Here is a 13,436-nt window from a genome sequence, read left to right on the forward strand (position 1 = left end):
ACTAATTCTCCTTTATTAATTACTTATTTTTACTATAGAATCACTGTTAAAATATAGATTTATCTTGTTTCCTATGTCTAATCTCTTATTATGATAAATTAACCATTCAGCTCCACTTTCCAGCTTTGCAGTAATTTCATATCTTTCTCCTAAGAATGCAACATTTTTAACTATTGCTTTTAAATTCATATCTTGACCTTCATTTTTAATTGATATATTTTCTGGTCTTATTGCACTGTCTTCGAGCCAATTTGATTTTCCTATAAACTCCATTACTGTTTTGTTTTTTGGCTTGTTGTAAATTTCCTCTGGCGTTCCTACTTGTTGTATTTCTCCTTTGCTCATAACAATTATTCTGTCTGACATTGACATTGCCTCAAGCTGATCATGAGTTACATAAAGGCTTGTTAGCTTCATCTGTGTAGTTAATGCACAAATTTCAATTCTCATTTTATCTCTAAGAATTGCATCTAATGCGCTTAAAGGTTCATCAAAAAGTACAATGTCTGGAGTACCTGCAATAGCTCTTGCAAAAGCGACCCTTTGTTGCTGTCCTCCTGACATTTGGCTTGGAAATCTTTCTCCCATTCCATCTAAACTTACAATACTTAATAATTTTTCTATTTCTTCATTTATGTTATTTGTTTTCTTCCTTGTTTTAAGTGGAAATCCTATATTCTTATTTACATTCATATGTGGCCATAATGCAAAGTCTTGAAAAACCATTCCTAAATTTCTATCTTGAGTCTGTACATTTATTTTCTTCTCACTGCTGAATATACATTTATCTCCAAAATAAATCTCACCACTATCTGCATTTTCAAGTCCAGATATGATTCTTAAAAGAGTTGTTTTTCCACATCCTGATGGGCCTAATATTGTGGTAAATTCTCCACTATTCATTTCCACATTAATATTTTTCAATACTACAGTATCTCCAAATCTCTTATTTAAATTTTTTATTACAATTTTCAAAAAGCTCACTCTCTTCTTAAAGTTTTCTTGCTAACAATTCACATTATATTTTATTTATTTTAATTTAATATTTACTTTAAGTTAACTCACTGTTAAAGAAAATATTATAAAATATAGTTATTCATAGATTTTATCTATAACGAGGTGTGAAAATGAACTTTAAGCAAGCTGAAATACTAATATGTATAAATAAATATCAAAATATAACCAAATGTGGTGAATACCTAGGAATCAAACAACCTACAGTTACTTTTCATATGAAGAATCTTGAAAATGAAATGGGAGTTGTATTATTTGAGCACAATATTGGAAAAGTTCTTTTAACAGATGCAGGCGAGGCTCTTCTTCATTATGCTGAAAAAATAGTCCTGCTTACTAAAGATGCTGAAAAATTAATGAAATCATTCAGTTTAAATGAAATGCGTACTTTTAAATTAGGTGGAAGTATGATACCTAGTAAATACATATTACCAAAATTTTTAAGTGGTTTTAAAAATAAATACCCTAACCTTCGTATTTCTTTAACCACATTGTCTGCTCCTATAATTTGTGAAATGGTCTCTAAATTTGAATTAGATTTAGGTATAGTATCAATAACAGAAGAAAAAAACTTTGATAATTTAGGATTTCATTACATAGATACCGATGAAATGGTGCTTGTTTATTCTCCTAAAAGCAATCTTGCACAATATTATGGTGAAATAAATTCAGAAATAATAAGCAAACAACCTTTTATTCTTCATGATAAAAATTCAACAACAGGAACTCTTACAAATAGATGGGCTAAAGAAAATAATATTATCTTAAATCCTTATTTAGAAGCAAGTTCTACTGAAATAATTAAAAGTATGGTTGTTAATAATGTTGGAATATCTGTACTCCCATTAATTTGCGTTGAAGAAGAAATTAAAAATAAAAAACTGCTTTATATGAACCTTTTTAATAACAGTTTTCAAAGAAATATCTATTTAGTTTATAATAAGGAACGAGTTATGCTTCCTGTCGTTAAAGAGTTTATTGATTACTTTAAATCTTCTTTTGAGTTGCCTTGATTTCGCTATTAAACCATAAAAATAGCACCCATTAAATTTAAAAGAGACTATCTAAAATTAAATTTAGTATAGTCTCTTTACAATTTTATAATATCTATAAAGTTAATTTTGACTCTTCATCAACCTCAACCTTTGAAGATTTCCTATGAAAAATTTTATGAATTTTTCTTTTTAAATCATCAAGTATGGTGTACATAATTGGTACTACAAATAATGTTAAAAGTGTAGATGTAATCAATCCTCCAATTACTGCTTGACCCATTGGTGCACGCATTTCTGTACCTGCTCCTGTAGCTACTGCTGTAGGAACCATACCTAATATCATTGCTAAAGTAGTCATAACTATTGGTCTAATTCTTACAAGCCCTGCTTCTTTTATCGCTTCATTTCTAGGCATACCTGCTTCTATTCTCTCTTTGGCGGCATCTACAAGCAAGATACCATTTTTTGCAACGAGTCCAAAAAGCATTATTAGTCCTACCATAGCCATCATACTTAGTTGGCTTCCGAAGGCCATTAATCCTAGTACGGCTCCAATAAATGCAAGTGGCAAAGTGAACATTATTGATATAGGATCAATAAAGCTTTCAAATTGTGCTGCCATAACCAAATATAATAATATAACTGAAAGAGCCATTGCTGTTATTAAACTTCTTAAACCATCTTGCAACATTCCATTAGTTCCTCCAAGAGATAATGCGACACCATCTGGTGCTTTACTTTGAATCATAGCCATATACTTACTTTGTGCATCACCTACAACACTACCGTTAACATTAAAAGAAAGCTGAACTTGTGCTTGCTTATTATATCTGTTCAATGATGATGAAGTTGTTCCAATGACCTTTTTAGTAACTTGGCTTAGTGGAATCTGTTGATTATTTGAACCTGAAACATAAATTTCATCGAGATTATCAAGATTGTTACGTTCATCATCTTCTAATGATATTCTCACATCATATCTATCTTCTCCACTGTCATATTTGCTTACATCTGAACCATTAAATAATATACTTAACGTACTTGCAACATCTGAACTACTAACACCTAAATCTGCTGCTTTATCACGATCTACTACAATTTGTGCTTGTGGTGTACCTGCATTACTATTAGTAGTTACATCTCTTACGCTTGGATCTTTAGATATTTCGGCTTTCATTTCGTCTGCAAATTCTTTAAGCTTTTCTCTATCATCACTAACAATATTAAAGGAGACATCACTTGATCCACTACCAACAGATGATGCTGCTGATACTACAACTTCAGTTCCCGGAACAGCTTTCAAATCTGTACTAAGGGTTTCAGCTAAATCTCTTGAACTGTATTCACGGTCATTTTTATCAACTAATTCAACTTTAATTGATGTGCTACTCTTAGTTACTGTAGAATAAGTAGATACTACTTCAGGGTGCTTTTTAATTATTTCTTCAAGTTGTTTAGTCTTTTTTGATGCAACATCTAATGTTATACCAGAATCAAAATCAGCACTAACAGTTATCTGTCCTTGATCTGTTGCAGGCATCATATTAAAACCTAATAAGGCAGTAAGGCCAACGCTAGCTACAAACATAACTACAGCACCAATTAAAACTATCAATCTATGATGAAGTGTAAAAACTAACAAATGTGAATATTTCTCAGCAAAAGTATCAAATTTATTATTAAACCATCCAAAAAACTTACCAATAAATGTTTTATTCTCTTTTTTCTCTGACTTAAGCATCTTAGATGCCATCATAGGTACAAGAGTAAATGATACAAACAATGAAACTGCCATACTAATTACAATTGTCAAAGAAAACTCAATAATAAATTTTCCCATTATTCCTTCTACCAAACCGATAGGTAAAAAAACTGCAATAACGGCTAAAGTCGTTGCTATTACTGCAAATCCAATTTCAGAAGTAGCTTCTGCTGCTGCCTCAAGTGGAGACTTACCCATGTGTAGATACCGTACAATATTTTCTATAACAACTATAGCATCATCTACTAAAAGTCCTACTGCCAGTGATAATGCCATTAATGACATTGAATTTAATGAAAAGTTCATTAATTTAAGACCAATAAAAGTAGTTATAATTGAAATTGGAAGAGACATTGCACTTATAACTGTACTTTCCCATTCATTTAAGAATATGAATACAATAATAACAGCTAATATACATCCTTCTACAATAGTCTTCATAACATCATTTACTGTATCTTCTATTGTTGTTGAGTTATCACTAACAATATCAACATGTAAGCCTTCAGGTAAAGAAGTTTTGATTTCCTCTAATGCCTTTTTAACACCTTGAGCTACTTCAACAGTATTTGCACCTGATTGCTTAACTATATCAATACCAATTGCTGCATTACCTTGATAAAACGCATTATTACTTCTTTCTTCAAATCCATCTTCAACCTTTGCAACATCTTTTAATCTAATTTCTGTACCATTCTTTTTAGTTACTAAAATATTTTTAAAGTCTTCTATTTTTTTTATTTTACTAGTTGTTGTAATAGTAACTTCATTATTCCCATCAATAACCTTTCCGGTTGATTGATCTATATTATCAGTTTTAATGCTATTTACAACCTGACCTGATGTAAGACCATAAGCTACTAATTTATCATTATCTAACTTTATGTGAATTTCTCTTATATCCTCACCTGATACATCTATTGATCCAACACCAGAAACTGTATATAATTTAGGCTTTATCACATCTTCTACTAAGTCTGATATTTCCTTATTGTCATCTGAGCCATAAACAGCAATAGATACAATTGATGCTGCTGACATATCAATCTTTGAAATAATCGGATCATTAATATCAGTAGGTAGATTTCCACGAATAGTCGAAACCTTATCTCTAACTTCTTGTGCTGCCACTTCACCATCTTTACTTAAATCAAATTCTATGATGGTTTGCGACATTCCTTCACTTACAGTAGAAGTTATATTCTGAACTCCAGAAATCTTTTGTACTGCATCTTCTACGTTTTTTGTTACTTTTGTTTCGATTGTTTCCGGTGTTGCTCCTGGCTCTGTAACTACAACTGTAACATAAGGTAGATCAGTGTCAGGCATATCATTAAGTTCTAGTGAGCCGTAAGAGATAAAGCCTAGAATAGCGAGAACCATCATTATAACTGTAATAAAGACAGGTTTTTTAATACTAATATTTGCTATATTCATGTTTTATCCTCCTACTCAGAAACTTCTTTTGTATTATCACCATTTTGCTTAGAGCTATCACCATTTTTAGCAGAAGTTTCTTCTGCTAAATTACTATCTTCATTAGAAACCGCCTCCACTTTATTGCCATCGTGCAATGTACTAGTATTTGTGCATATTATTTGATCTCCTTCTTGAATACCAGATGTTATTTCTACATTATTTTCATCAGTTTCTCCAATTGTGACCTTTTGTTTTTTTGCAGTCCCATTATCATTTATGAATACAGAATAGTCACCTTCACTTCCAACTAAAACATTTATTGGCACATTGATAATCTTAGTTTTTTCATCAGTAATAAGATCTACCTTTGCAAAGACACCTGGATATAATGATTTATCACTATTATCTATTGCTATTTTGCAATTAAATACTCTTGTACTAGTATCTGCTGCTAAATCTATATTTTTTACAGTACCATTAATTGTTTTGTCACTTCCTTCTACTGTTATTTCAGCTGCTTGTCCTATTTTTATGCTATTTATTTTTTCTTGTGGCACTTGTATTGTTGCATATACAAATGATATATCATTAATCTTTGCAAGTGCTGAACCTTGAGCTACCATTTGCCCTATATTTAAACTTTTTTCACTTATAACACCACTTATAGGTGCCTTAATAATTGTATTTTTTAAATTATCTTGTAAATTTTCTATATTTACTTTTTGTGCTTCTATACTTGCTTTAGCTGTTTCAATGCTTGCAAGGCCTGAATTAAAATCAGCTTGAGCACTATTAAAAGTTTTCTCGGCTGTCTCAAAATCTTTTTGCGATATAGCATCGGCATCAAAAAGAGCTTTTTGTCTATCATAATTAACCTTAGCATCATCCAAATTAATTTGAAGTTTTTCTAAAGCCACTTGAGATGAATTTAATTGTTGTTCAGATATTTGTAGTTGACTTTGTGCGGATTTTATATTATTTTGTATATCTTGATCATCTAGTGTAGCTATTGTATCTCCTGCATTTACATATTGCCCGTTTTCAACAGATACTGAAATAACTTTTGCTGCCATCTTACTTGTTATGATACCTTGTTGATAAGCTTCTAAAGTAGCTTTATATGTATCACCAGAATTTTTTTCTTCTGCCTTTGCAGTTTGTACTTCAACTGATATTTTATTAACTGCAGCTGAAGTAGTTACTTCTTTTTTATCTGAAAATAACTTACCTTTCGCTACTGTTCCGCAACCTATAACAGCTATAACAATAACAGCATATATAACTATTTTTTTTACTTTTTTCATTGTTCACACTCCTAATATATTTAAGCCATTTTTTACTTCATTAATCTTATAATTACAAGTTACCATTATTACTTTATAAATAATCCTTCAAGGCTTAGCTTTATAAAACAATAAGAAACTTATACTATATAAAATTCATCACAACTTACTACTTCATTTACTCCTTTACTTTATATTTAAGAAGCAGTTAATCACTACTTATAGTAATTAACTGCTTATAGCTCCCACCAATATCTGAACTCCATATGTTTTGACAATTCATCTACAATTAAATTTTATCTTTAAATCACACTTAATTATAGTTACTTTAGTTATGAAATAATATATGACTTTAGTCACATATTCCCAAATAAAAAGGATGATATAATATTAAAAGAATATCTATAATGAAGTGAGTGATGTTAACCAAATGTTTAATTTTTTAAAGCCCGTTTTGTTTTTAAAGTTTTTACTGCTAGTATCCATTTTTATCAATATTTATTTAAAATATAATAGTGATCCTTTGATAATGATTTTACTATTTACTTTAACTACTATAATTATTATTAATAATCTCATAAGAAATAAAAAATTAAAAGGTAACCCTAAATATGAATATATCTCACTATTATTTAGTATTTGTGCGGCTACATTACTACAATATTTAATAGGAAGTTTGACTACTACTTTTTATATGTACTCTTACTTATATGATATTTTTCAGCTTGAAAAGAATATATTAAAATTTTTTATTTCAATACATTTGCTTTTATATATCTTAGTTATTGGTTTAGATTCTGATTTTTCAGATATTTTCCATATAATCTCGATTGCAGGGGTTAAAATATTTGCTTATTTAGCTACAACTGGCATGTTATACTATCAAAAAAATCTTGAAGTTGAAAAAGAAGAAATCAAACAACTAAATGAAAAATTAAAATTAGCCAACATAAAACTTCAAAAATATGCACTAGAAGTAGAAGAAATGACCATTTCTAGAGAGAGAACAAAAGTTGCACAAGAGCTTCATGATTCATTAGGTCATTCTCTAATGGCCCTTAATATGCACCTAGAATTTGCTAAGAATATATGCTCTACTAAACCTAAAAAAGCAGAAGAAGTATTAGCAAAATCTGAAAAAATAGCTAAAGGAAGTATTAATGATCTTAGAAAGGCAGTTAGTCTTCTTAGTTCAGAACTACAAATAACAGAGTTTAATACTTCACTAGAAAAACTTATTAGTACTTTTGACTTATTTAACGACATAAAAATCACTTTCAATATGAATGAGAGTATTGATGACTTAAGTCCACTTATTAAAACTTCAATATATAAAACCATACAAGAAGCCATTACTAATAGTTTAAGTCATGGTAACTCAACTGAAATTACTATAAAAATTACAAGAAATAGCGAAAACATAAAACTTGTTGTTGCTGATAATGGAATAGGCTGTAACAACATTAGTAAATCAAATGGATTGAATGGAATTGAGCATAGAATAAAATTGTTAAGAGGTACAACGCAATACTTTAGTCATAATAACTTAGGATTTAGTATAAAAGTATTCATTCCAATATAAATGAAATGAGGTGATTATAGAGTATGATAAATATTATATTAGTCGATGATCAAAAAATCGTAAGAGAAGGGATAAAAATGATTTTAAGCTTAGAGGAAGAAATAAATATTATGGATGAAGCAGAGAATGGTAGGCAACTGCTAGAAATCCTAAATGATGATAAGCTTCCTGATGTAATTCTCATGGATGTTAGAATGCCAATAATGGATGGAGTTGAAGCCACTAAGATTATTAAGAAAAATTATAAAAACATAAAAGTAATAATATTAACTACATTTAATGAAGATGAGTACATATTTGATGGAATAAAAAATGGTGCTGATGGATATATCCTAAAAGATGCAGGATCTGATTATATAATTAATGCTATAAAAACAGTTTATAGCGGAAATATACTTCTTGATCCTGAGGTAGCAACGAAAGTAGTTAAAGCCTATAAAGTCCTTTCTACTGACAAGCAAACTCCAAGTGCACTCAATAAATATAAAGAAAAATTAGACCTGCTTACTCAAAGAGAAATGGATGTAGCAAAACTAGTTGCCCAAGGTAAAAGTAATAAAGATATTTGTAATATCCTATTTCTAACAGAAGGTACAGTAAAAAATTATTTAACAAAAATATTCGGGAAGTTAGAATTAAATAGCAGAACTGAATTGGCTTTATTTATTAATCATGCGGATTTATAATGTAACTTTTTGCATATAAATACTATTTTAAAGTAATTAAAGGAGTCCTATACATGAGATTCTTATAAAAATGTAATTGTTGGAATGACAACAAGCTATTCTAAGAAAACATGTCCATTGAATAATGCTTGTATAGAGTCATTCCATTTATTAATAAAAAGATAATTTATTAATTGCTATAAAATATTTTATATAATCACGCCTATAGGCTTACTCCCCCAAAATATATAGACATCTTATAATACAGTACGAATTCATATCGATTTGACTATATACAGTCAAATCAATATGAAGATAACTTTTTTACATATAATAAAAATACTTTGAAAGACGTAAGTTAATAAAATTTTTTCGAATTTAACTTATACTTTTTATTGACATAATATCATTTTTTAAGTTTGTACTTTCTATTATACATTCTAAAAAATGTCAATGCAGCACCTATAAGACTTATTACTCCTGCTGCTATATACACCCACTTCATTCCATATATAAAGGCATCATTTCTTCCTGGTAAATAGCTTGTAACTCTATATCCAATTTTATGACTCATTTGAGTATATAAAAGGGTTGTTGCTAAAGCAATTCCACTTACCATACCAACATTTCTTATAAGTGCATTTATACTTCCTGCAATTCCCAGTTTATCCATTGGCACTGTAGACATAATAAGAGAATTATTAGGAGATTGGAATAATCCCATTCCAGCAGACATAATTCCAATGAATATTACCATGCTTACTATTGATGAGTTCTCATTTAAAGATGCCATTAAAAATAATCCTAAACTTCCAAACATCAATCCTATAAATGTTAAAATTTCAGATCCTATTTGATCTGATAAACTTCCACTAATAGGCGCTACTACCATTAACACTAAAGGATATATCATGAGAATTATACCAGCTTTTTGTGGTGAATATGACATTACATCTTGAAGATAAAATGGCAATATAATATTATGGCAGAATATTGCTACAAAACTTACAAATCCGCAGAATATACTTAAAGAAAATAATTTATTTTGGAATATTTGTAACTGCATTAAAGGAGCTTCTAATTTCCTTTCTGCAATAATAAACGCAATAAAAGAAATAATTGCTACAATAAAACCACCTATAATTAATGGTGACGTAAATCCAAGATTTATACCTTCATTTAAAGACACAAATAAAGGCACTATTGTAACTATAAATAAAACTGCTCCAATAATATCTATTTTTTCATCACTCTTTTTATTAGATTTAGGTAACAATTTAAATGCATAAAATAATGCAACTATACCAATAGGAACATTTATTAAAAAGATATATTCCCAGCTAGTTGCCCCTACTATAAATCCACCTAATCCTGGTCCTACTAAAGATCCTAACGCAACTGCTGTACCTACTAAGCCAAGTGCCTTTCCTCTTTCATTTTTAGGAAATATCTCAGTAATAATACCTTGATTATTAGCCATAGTTCCAGCTGCACCAACAGCTTGTACTACCCTAGCCAAAATTAATACTGGAAAAGATCTAGTTATTCCACATAATAATGATCCTAAAGTAAATAGTATTAAACCAACTTTAAACATTTTAGTCTTTCCAAACATATCTCCAAGTCTTCCGAAAATTAATATTACTCCTGAAATAACAATTAAATAACTTGTTACTACATATTGGATTTGAGATGTTGTTACACCTAAAGCTTTTGCCATATTAGGTAAAGCTACATTTACAATACTACCATCTAAAGTTGACATAAATGTTGCTGATATTATTATAATAAATATAGTCCATTTTTTAATATTTTTTGCTTTCTCTATTATAATTTCTTCATTTGCATTAGCATTTGATTGATCCATTATAATTCCTCCATTTTTCTTAAACTCTGTGTTCTTTCAAAGATCTTTTTTAAAGACTCCATAGTAGCACTCTTTTCTTCTTCTGATAAATCTTCTGTTATTAAATTAATTACAAATTGAATTTCTTCATGAATTTCAGGTATTATTTCTTTTGCTTTTGGTGTTAAGTATAGTTTATATGCTCTACAGTCCTTTTCATCTTGCTTTCTATATACAAAATCACCTTCTATTAACTTATTAATAGTTCTTGCTGACATGGCTTTATCATTACCAATTTCCTTACTTATTTGTATCTGGCTAATACCTTCATTTTTTTCTAATATAAATAAATAGGGATATGTACCGCTACTTAAATCATAGGCTTTTAAAACTTTCTCTAAATAGCTTTGTGTATTTCTAAATATTTTATTATTAAACATAATAAATTTTTCTATGATTATCACCCCTTTAAATTTAATTGACTAGTCAACAATTTAAGCATTATAATTCTAATACTTTTTAGTTGACTAGTCAATCTTTTATTTAGATTATAACTTCATAAAAATATCATAGTATATATAAATACCTTTTTTTACTTTATTACATTATGCACAATTGACAGGCTTTTAATTTATTGACTTAATTAATATTTATTTATATTATTATACTAGTCATCTAAGGAGGTTATAATAGGTGTGATTAATGTAGAAATTTTAGATAATATCAGTAAAGATGATATTAATGATATATTAGAGGTATGGGAATCATCAGTAAGAGCAACTCATGATTTTTTAAATGAAGATGACATACTATCACTAAAGCCTTATGTTAAAGAAGGCGCATATTATGTTAGCAAACTCGCATGTGTAAGAAAGGAAAAAGGTACTATACAAGCATTTATGGGGGTGCATGATAGTAAGATAGAAATGTTATTTGTAAGTGATAATTGTAGAGGTAAAGGTATTGGCAAAAAACTTATAGAGTATGCAATAGATGTCTTAAACATAAAATTTGTAGATGTAAATGAACAAAATATCCAAGGTGTAGGATTTTATAAACACATGGGATTTGAAATATTTAAAAGATCAGATCTGGATGAGCAAGGAAATCCATTTCCTATACTTCATATGAAATTTTAAAAAATATGCTCTATCCATTATAATTGATAATGCACTTCATAAAATAAAAAGCATAAACACAAAATTTCATACTTTGTGTTTATGCTTAATTTACATAATAAATTTAATTTTCTATTTATAACTTGCTCGCTCTTTTATATATAAATGTACAAATGTGCGTATTTCTTCAAACTGCTTATTTGTAATGTCATTATATGATTTAAAATTCATTAATTCTTCTAAATATCCATGTTCTACTGCAAGCTTAATACTTTCATCATATACAAGACCAAAGACAAGTGAAATATGTCCAACTATATTATCCACAGCACTCTTCTTTAATTTTCTAAGCACTGTATCTTTTCTTTTTAAATTATCTAATACTTCCTGTGTAACAACAGAATTATATATTTCTTTCCTTGTAACATTATAGATTTCTTCAATTGGAACAATAATATTTACTTTAAATATATCGATTTTATCTGCATCTCTTAAAATATTGCTAAATGTTGTTGTACGCTTTGAATAATATTCAGGTATCTTATACGAATTGTGACACTCAATAACATTTTTAATTAACTCATCTTCACTTGTATCTTCAATGAATTCTCTTATTTTACCCTCTTCAAATAAAATCTCTACCCCAAGCCTAGCATGATCAATTGACTTAGAATCATTAAATGTTCCATATCTTCTTACCTGTTCAAATCTTCCTATATCATGTAGCAGTCCAGTAAGCCATGCAATATCAATTTCTTCATTTGTCATCTCTAAGCTTGATGCTATTTTTTCACATAGTTCACTTACACGATATGTATGATCTATTTTTAATTTTATCTTTTCATTGCTGGTATCATACTTCTCAACATAATCATTAAATACTTTTTTAGATTTAATTTTGTCTATATACATCTTGCAGACTCCTTTATTTTTATAAAAAATCCTTTTGTATTATAAAGCCATTAGTTTTATATTTTTAATATTTTACATAATAATTAGAAAGCTATTTAATCATATTTAAATACATCTCATGTTAATCTTAATCTAAGTATTGGTATCCAGTTCAATATAAAAGATGGCAATTTAAATACATCTCATGTTAATCTTAATCTCAAAAAATTCAGGAATTTCACAAACTACACTGTGATTTAAATACATCTCATGTTAATCTTAATCATTTACAGTGAACTGTAATGCATCAGTTACTACTATTTAAATACATCTCATGTTAATCTTAATCTTCATATTTTTGCAGATGAATTTGCTAATATAGGCAATTTAAATACATCTCATGTTAATCTTAATCCCTTAAACCCTCCTAACTATTAACTAATGCTAAACATTTAAATACATCTCATGTTAATCTTAATCGGGACTTTTGCGATAGGTTGTTTACTAATAAGGTTATTTAAATACATCTCATGTTAATCTTAATCGAGTGTTCTTCAAAAGTATATAGATATAGCTTTCGCATTTAAATACATCTCATGTTAATCTTAATCTATGGGAAAATGTAAAAAATGTTTTATCTAAGCACAATTTAAATACATCTCATGTTAATCTTAATCCAATAGAAAAATAGTTTACAAAGATATTTCTTACGCATTTAAATACATCTCATGTTAATCTTAATCTTAGCTCTATCAAACATTTCAAAAGCCATTAGGTACATTTAAATACATCTCATGTTAATCTTAATCACAATGACTTTCAAGGAGCCATAAATTTTAAAAAATTTAAATACATCTCATG

General features: G+C 28.6%; 10 protein-coding genes and 1 CRISPR repeat array (1 of these 11 cut by a window edge). Of the genes, 4 read left to right on the forward strand and 6 right to left on the reverse strand.

Annotation, left to right across the window (positions count from 1 at the left end):
* Nucleotides 1-15: 15 nt before the first annotated feature.
* A complete protein-coding gene (locus tag BN2920_RS21520) occupies nucleotides 16-975 on the reverse strand; it encodes an ABC transporter ATP-binding protein (RefSeq protein WP_058296148.1) in 960 nt (319 codons plus the stop codon).
* Nucleotides 976-1,127: 152 nt separating this feature from the next.
* On the opposite strand from BN2920_RS21520, the gene BN2920_RS16905 reads away from it, so the two are divergent.
* Nucleotides 1,128-2,027, forward strand: a complete 900-nt coding sequence (locus tag BN2920_RS16905) for a LysR family transcriptional regulator (protein WP_058296149.1) — start codon at nucleotides 1,128-1,130, stop codon at nucleotides 2,025-2,027.
* A 94-nt stretch (nucleotides 2,028-2,121) separates the two neighbouring features.
* Here the strand turns inward: BN2920_RS16905 and BN2920_RS16910 are convergent, their stop codons facing one another.
* Both BN2920_RS16910 and BN2920_RS16915 read right to left on the reverse strand, forming a co-directional pair.
* A complete protein-coding gene (locus tag BN2920_RS16910) occupies nucleotides 2,122-5,208 on the reverse strand; it encodes an efflux RND transporter permease subunit (RefSeq protein WP_058296150.1) in 3,087 nt (1,028 codons plus the stop codon).
* Between the two features lie 11 nt (nucleotides 5,209-5,219).
* A complete protein-coding gene (locus BN2920_RS16915) occupies nucleotides 5,220-6,494 on the reverse strand; it encodes an efflux RND transporter periplasmic adaptor subunit (RefSeq protein WP_058296151.1) in 1,275 nt (424 codons plus the stop codon).
* A gap of 673 nt (nucleotides 6,495-7,167) precedes the next feature.
* Between BN2920_RS16915 and BN2920_RS16920 the strand changes: the two genes are divergently transcribed.
* Together BN2920_RS16920 and BN2920_RS16925 are read left to right on the forward strand one after the other, a co-directional pair.
* Entirely contained in the window at nucleotides 7,168-8,055 is an 888-nt protein-coding gene (locus BN2920_RS16920) for a sensor histidine kinase (RefSeq protein ID WP_242868409.1), read from the forward strand.
* Nucleotides 8,056-8,078: 23 nt separating this feature from the next.
* Complete coding sequence (locus BN2920_RS16925; protein ID WP_058296153.1) at nucleotides 8,079-8,741, forward strand: response regulator transcription factor; 663 nt, start codon at nucleotides 8,079-8,081, stop codon at nucleotides 8,739-8,741.
* A 385-nt stretch (nucleotides 8,742-9,126) separates the two neighbouring features.
* Here the strand turns inward: BN2920_RS16925 and BN2920_RS16930 are convergent, their stop codons facing one another.
* Together BN2920_RS16930 and BN2920_RS16935 are read right to left on the reverse strand one after the other, a co-directional pair.
* The gene (locus BN2920_RS16930; protein ID WP_058296154.1) at nucleotides 9,127-10,587 is read right to left on the reverse strand and encodes an MFS transporter; all 1,461 of its coding nucleotides are present in this window, start codon (nucleotides 10,585-10,587) and stop codon (nucleotides 9,127-9,129) included.
* Nucleotides 10,587-11,006 (reverse strand): MarR family winged helix-turn-helix transcriptional regulator, encoded by a 420-nt coding sequence (locus tag BN2920_RS16935; protein WP_058296155.1) that lies wholly within the window; start codon nucleotides 11,004-11,006, stop codon nucleotides 10,587-10,589. Before BN2920_RS16935 ends, BN2920_RS16930 begins: the two co-directional genes overlap by 1 nt.
* Nucleotides 11,007-11,261: 255 nt before the next feature.
* Between BN2920_RS16935 and BN2920_RS16940 the strand changes: the two genes are divergently transcribed.
* Nucleotides 11,262-11,705, forward strand: a complete 444-nt coding sequence (locus tag BN2920_RS16940) for a GNAT family N-acetyltransferase (RefSeq protein ID WP_058296156.1) — start codon at nucleotides 11,262-11,264, stop codon at nucleotides 11,703-11,705.
* A gap of 111 nt (nucleotides 11,706-11,816) precedes the next feature.
* Here BN2920_RS16940 and BN2920_RS16945 read toward each other — a convergent pair whose 3' ends face one another.
* Nucleotides 11,817-12,596 (reverse strand): HD domain-containing protein, encoded by a 780-nt coding sequence (locus BN2920_RS16945; protein ID WP_058296157.1) that lies wholly within the window; start codon nucleotides 12,594-12,596, stop codon nucleotides 11,817-11,819.
* A gap of 103 nt (nucleotides 12,597-12,699) precedes the next feature.
* Nucleotides 12,700-13,436: a CRISPR direct-repeat array (repeat unit 30 nt; unit sequence ATTTAAATACATCTCATGTTAATCTTAATC) (it continues 207 nt past the right edge of the window).

It is taken from the genome of Clostridium neonatale, from assembly GCF_001458595.1.
Lineage (GTDB): Bacteria > Bacillota > Clostridia > Clostridiales > Clostridiaceae > Clostridium > Clostridium neonatale.

Bases quoted from the DNA above. Each gene is read 5' to 3' on its own strand.
- BN2920_RS16925 (WP_058296153.1), top strand. From the start codon at position 8,079: ATGATAAATATTATATTAGTCGATGATCAAAAAATCGTAAGAGAAGGG.
- BN2920_RS16945 (WP_058296157.1), bottom strand. From the start codon at position 12,596: ATGTATATAGACAAAATTAAATCTAAAAAAGTATTTAATGATTATGTT.
- BN2920_RS16930 (WP_058296154.1), bottom strand. From the start codon at position 10,587: ATGGATCAATCAAATGCTAATGCAAATGAAGAAATTATAATAGAGAAA.
- BN2920_RS16910 (WP_058296150.1), bottom strand. From the start codon at position 5,208: ATGAATATAGCAAATATTAGTATTAAAAAACCTGTCTTTATTACAGTT.
- BN2920_RS16920 (WP_242868409.1), top strand. From the start codon at position 7,168: ATGTACTCTTACTTATATGATATTTTTCAGCTTGAAAAGAATATATTA.
- BN2920_RS16905 (WP_058296149.1), top strand. From the start codon at position 1,128: ATGAACTTTAAGCAAGCTGAAATACTAATATGTATAAATAAATATCAA.
- BN2920_RS16935 (WP_058296155.1), bottom strand. From the start codon at position 11,006: ATGTTTAATAATAAAATATTTAGAAATACACAAAGCTATTTAGAGAAA.
- BN2920_RS16915 (WP_058296151.1), bottom strand. From the start codon at position 6,494: ATGAAAAAAGTAAAAAAAATAGTTATATATGCTGTTATTGTTATAGCT.